General features: G+C 74.4%; 3 protein-coding genes. 2 read left to right on the top strand and 1 reads right to left on the bottom strand.

Features of this window, described 5'->3' with window-relative positions; all coding sequences use genetic code 11:
* Positions 1 to 154 precede the first annotated feature (154 nt).
* Positions 155 to 1,657 (top strand): FAD-dependent oxidoreductase, encoded by a 1,503-nt coding sequence (locus ACIWVC_RS29625; protein WP_396454849.1) that lies wholly within the window; start codon positions 155 to 157, stop codon positions 1,655 to 1,657.
* Positions 1,658 to 1,675: 18 nt separating this feature from the next.
* On the opposite strand, the gene ACIWVC_RS29630 is transcribed toward ACIWVC_RS29625, so the two are convergent.
* Positions 1,676 to 2,557 carry a helix-turn-helix transcriptional regulator gene (locus ACIWVC_RS29630; protein WP_396451257.1) on the bottom strand — a complete coding sequence of 294 codons (882 nt, stop codon included), beginning with the start codon at positions 2,555 to 2,557 and terminating at the stop codon, positions 1,676 to 1,678.
* A 183-nt stretch (positions 2,558 to 2,740) separates the two neighbouring features.
* Between ACIWVC_RS29630 and ACIWVC_RS29635 the strand changes: the two genes are divergently transcribed.
* Complete coding sequence (locus ACIWVC_RS29635) at positions 2,741 to 3,502, top strand: SDR family oxidoreductase (protein WP_396451259.1); 762 nt, start codon at positions 2,741 to 2,743, stop codon at positions 3,500 to 3,502.
* The last annotated feature ends 22 nt before the right edge of the window (positions 3,503 to 3,524 follow it).

Genomic DNA, 3,524 nt, shown 5'->3' on the forward strand with positions numbered 1-3,524 from the left:
TGCCGGTGCTGTTGCCGGTGTGCTGACTAGGAACAATATCCGGGGTCGCGGCCGTCCCCGCGATCGGCGATACCGGTCAGTGGGACCGGTCGTCCCGCCGCGCCGCGGCCCGCGCTTACGGTGTGCGCGCGCCGAGATCGGGAGGGGATGCCGCGTGGGTGACGCCCGCTGGGACGACGAATACGACGTGGTGGTGGCCGGTTCGGGCGCCGGGGCGATGACGGGGGCGCTCGCCGCGGCCTCGGCCGGGCTGCGCACCGCGGTGCTGGAGAAGACCGGGGTGCTCGGCGGGACGTCCGCGTACTCGGGGTCGGCGATCTGGCTGCCGGGCACGCGGGTGCAGGAGCGGGCCGGGATCGCCGACTCGGCCGAATCGGCCCGCGCCTACCTGCGGGCGCTGCTCGGCGACGAGAACGCGGCGCACCGGGAGGCGTTCCTGGCGGCGGCGCCCGAGGTCGTGGAGTTCCTGGAGCGCGACCCGGCGCTCGACTTCGAGTTCCGGCCGTTCCCCGACTACTTCGCCGCGCCCGGGCGGCTGGACATGGGCCGGTCGTTCGTGCCGCTGGAGCTGCCGGTGGAGCGGCTCGGCGAGGTGGCCGGGCTCGTCCGCCCGCCGGTCGACCGCGACCGGGCGGGGCGCGGGCACTCGGCCAGGCCGATGGCGCAGGGGCGGGCGCTGATCGGGCGGCTGCTGCTCGCCCTCACCGCGACCGGGAACGGCGACGTGCGCACCGGAACCCCGCTGACCGGGCTGATCGTCGAGGACGGCCGGGTCGCGGGCGTCGAGGCGGGCGGCCTGCGGCTGCGCGCCTCCCGCGGCGTGCTGCTGGCCGCCGGCGGGTTCGAGGCGTCGGCCCGGCTGCGCGCCGCGCGCGGCGTGCCGGGCTCCGCGGACTGGACGATGGCCCCGGACGGCGCGAACACCGGCGACGCGATCGAGGCGGCCGTGCGGATCGGCGCGTCCACCGGCCTGCTCGACCAGGCGTGGTTCTGCCCCGGCCTGCGCACCCCGGACGGCCTCCCGGCGTTCACGCTGGGCTTCCGGGGCGGGCTCATCGTGGACGGCTCCGGGCGCCGCTTCGCCAACGAGTCGCTCCCCTACGACCGGATGGGCCGGAAGATGGCCGCCGCCGAGGGCCCCTTCCACCTGATCTTCGACGCGCGCTGGGACGGGCTGCCGGCGATCTCCGTCCCGCCGCTGGCGCCGGACGAGCAGCTGGCGTCCGGCCGGTGGGTCCAGGCGGCGACGGTGGAGGAGCTCGCCGGCGAGATCGGTGTCCCGCCCGGCGTCCTCGCCGGGACCGTCGCCCGCTTCAACGGGTTCGCCGAGAAGGGCGCCGACGAGGACTTCCACCGCGGCGAGGACCCCTACGACCGGTTCTTCTCCGGCGGCGGACCGTGCGTGGTCGCGCTCGACCAGGCTCCGTACTTCGCGGCGGAGGTCGTCCTCAGCGACCTCGGGACGAAGGGCGGGTTGCGCACCGACCCCGACGGCCGCGTCCTGGACGGCTCCGGCGCCCCGATCCCCGGCCTCTACGCGGCCGGCAACACCAGCGCCTCGTTCACCGGGCCCGTCTACCCCGGCCCAGGCATCCCGATCGGCTCGGCGATGGCCTTCGCCTACCGCGCCGTCCAGCACATCAGGAGGAGCACCTGAGAGCGGGCGGCGGGAACCTCACCGGAGGCGTTCCTCATCGGTTCGCGGGATGTCCGCTGGGTTCTCCTGCGCTGCCGCGGCGGGGCCGGTTCGGGAGAGTGCGGCGAGGAGTTGCAGTTTCTCGTCGCTGTCGCCGCCCTTGTCGGGGTAGTAGGCGACGAGGATGACGTCGTCGATGGGGAGCTTGTCGCGGTGGAGCCGCATGTCGCCGACGACGGGGTGGTGGACGACGGTGGTCCCCCCGTCGAGGTTGCGGACGTCGTGCCTGGCCCACAGGGTGCGGAACCGGTGGCTTGCCAGTGAGAGTTCTCCGACGAGTTCGATGAACCGGGGGTCGTCGACGTCGTCCCCGATGGCGGTGCGCAGAGCGGCGACGAACCCGGCGGCCTGGCCCGCCCAGTCCTCGTGGAACGCCTGCTCCTCCGGGTCGAGGAAGAAGGAGCGGAGCCGGTTCTGGCCGGGCCGCAGGCGCGGCGAGAACGCGACGGCCATCGGGTTGGAGGCCAGGACGTCGAAGGCGCGGCCCTCGACGAACGCGGGGATCGGCAGGTGCGCGAGGAGCTGGTGCACCCGCGCCGGGACGCGCTCGGGGCGCTTGCGGCGCGGCGATCTCGTGCGGACCGACGCGAGGCCGAGCAGGTACGTCCGTTCGACGTCGTCGAGCCGCAGGACGCGCGCGAGCGATTCGAGCACCTGGGGCGAGGGGTTCCTGTCGCGGCCCCGTTCCAGCCGCAGGTAGTAGTCGGGGCTGATCCCCGCGAGCAGCGCGACCTCCTCGCGGCGCAGGCCGGGGACGCGGCGGTTGCCGCCGGGCGGGAGCCCCGCCTGCTCCGGGGTGATCAGCTCGCGCCGCGCGCGCAGGTAGGCGCCGAGCCGGTTGCCGGATTCCTCGTCCTTCATACCGCCCTTCATACCGCCACCGTAAGCCGGTGGGCGCGTCGCTGAGGGGGTCCTGTCAGGACCAGGGAACACGGGGGCTCTGCCACACCCGGCGCATGCCGCCGAAGCTTGAGGCCGTACCGCTCAAGGGCCCGGGAACCGCTCGGCGCCCAGGATCGAAAGCTGGATCGAAAGGACGACATCATGGATCTCTCCGGCCGCACCGTTCTCATCGTCGGCGGAACCTCGGGCATCGGGCGGGAGCTGGCCCGCCGGTTCGCCGCGGCGGGCAGCACCGTGGCCGTCGGCGGCCGCAACGCGGAGGCGCTGGCGGAACTCGCCGGGGAAGGGTTCGGCGCGTTCGGCGTCGACGTCACCGACGGCGCCTCCGTCGCACGCGCCCGCGACGAGGTCCTCGCCCGCTACCCCGAGCTGGACACCGTGGTGACGATGTCCGGGGTCATGGCCATGGAGGACCTGCGCGACCCCGCGCACTTCGAGACGGCGAAGACGACGATCGACACCAACCTGGTCGGCACCATCCGGGTCATCGACGCCTTCACCCCGCACCTGGTCGGGCGCGGCGCCGGCACGATCATCACCGTGACCTCCGGCATCGCCTTCCTGCCGTTCCCGCCCATGCCCACCTACGCTGCCTCGAAGGCCGCGGTGCACGCCTACTCCGAGGCGCTGCGCGCGCAGCTCGACGGGACCGGCGTCGGCGTCGTCGAACTCGTCCCCCCGGCCGTCGCCACGGCGGGCCAGGAGAAGGTGAACCCGCACGCGCTGCCGCTCGACGACTTCGCCGCCGAGGTCATGCGGCTGCTCTCGGAGGAGCCCACCCCGCGCGAGATCCTCGTGAAGGGGGTCCTCATGCACCGCTGGGCCGAGCGCGACGGCACCTACGACGGCCTCGTCGCGGAGCGCTCCAAGGCCCTCGCCATGCTTCCCGGACGCGCGGGCTGACCCCTCCGGGGGCGGGTCAGAC

Source organism: Actinomadura sp. (assembly GCF_044508335.1).
Lineage (GTDB): Bacteria > Actinomycetota > Actinomycetes > Streptosporangiales > Streptosporangiaceae > Spirillospora.

Bases quoted from the DNA above. Each gene is read 5' to 3' on its own strand.
- ACIWVC_RS29630 (WP_396451257.1), bottom strand. From the start codon at position 2,557: ATGAAGGACGAGGAATCCGGCAACCGGCTCGGCGCCTACCTGCGCGCG.
- ACIWVC_RS29635 (WP_396451259.1), top strand. From the start codon at position 2,741: ATGGATCTCTCCGGCCGCACCGTTCTCATCGTCGGCGGAACCTCGGGC.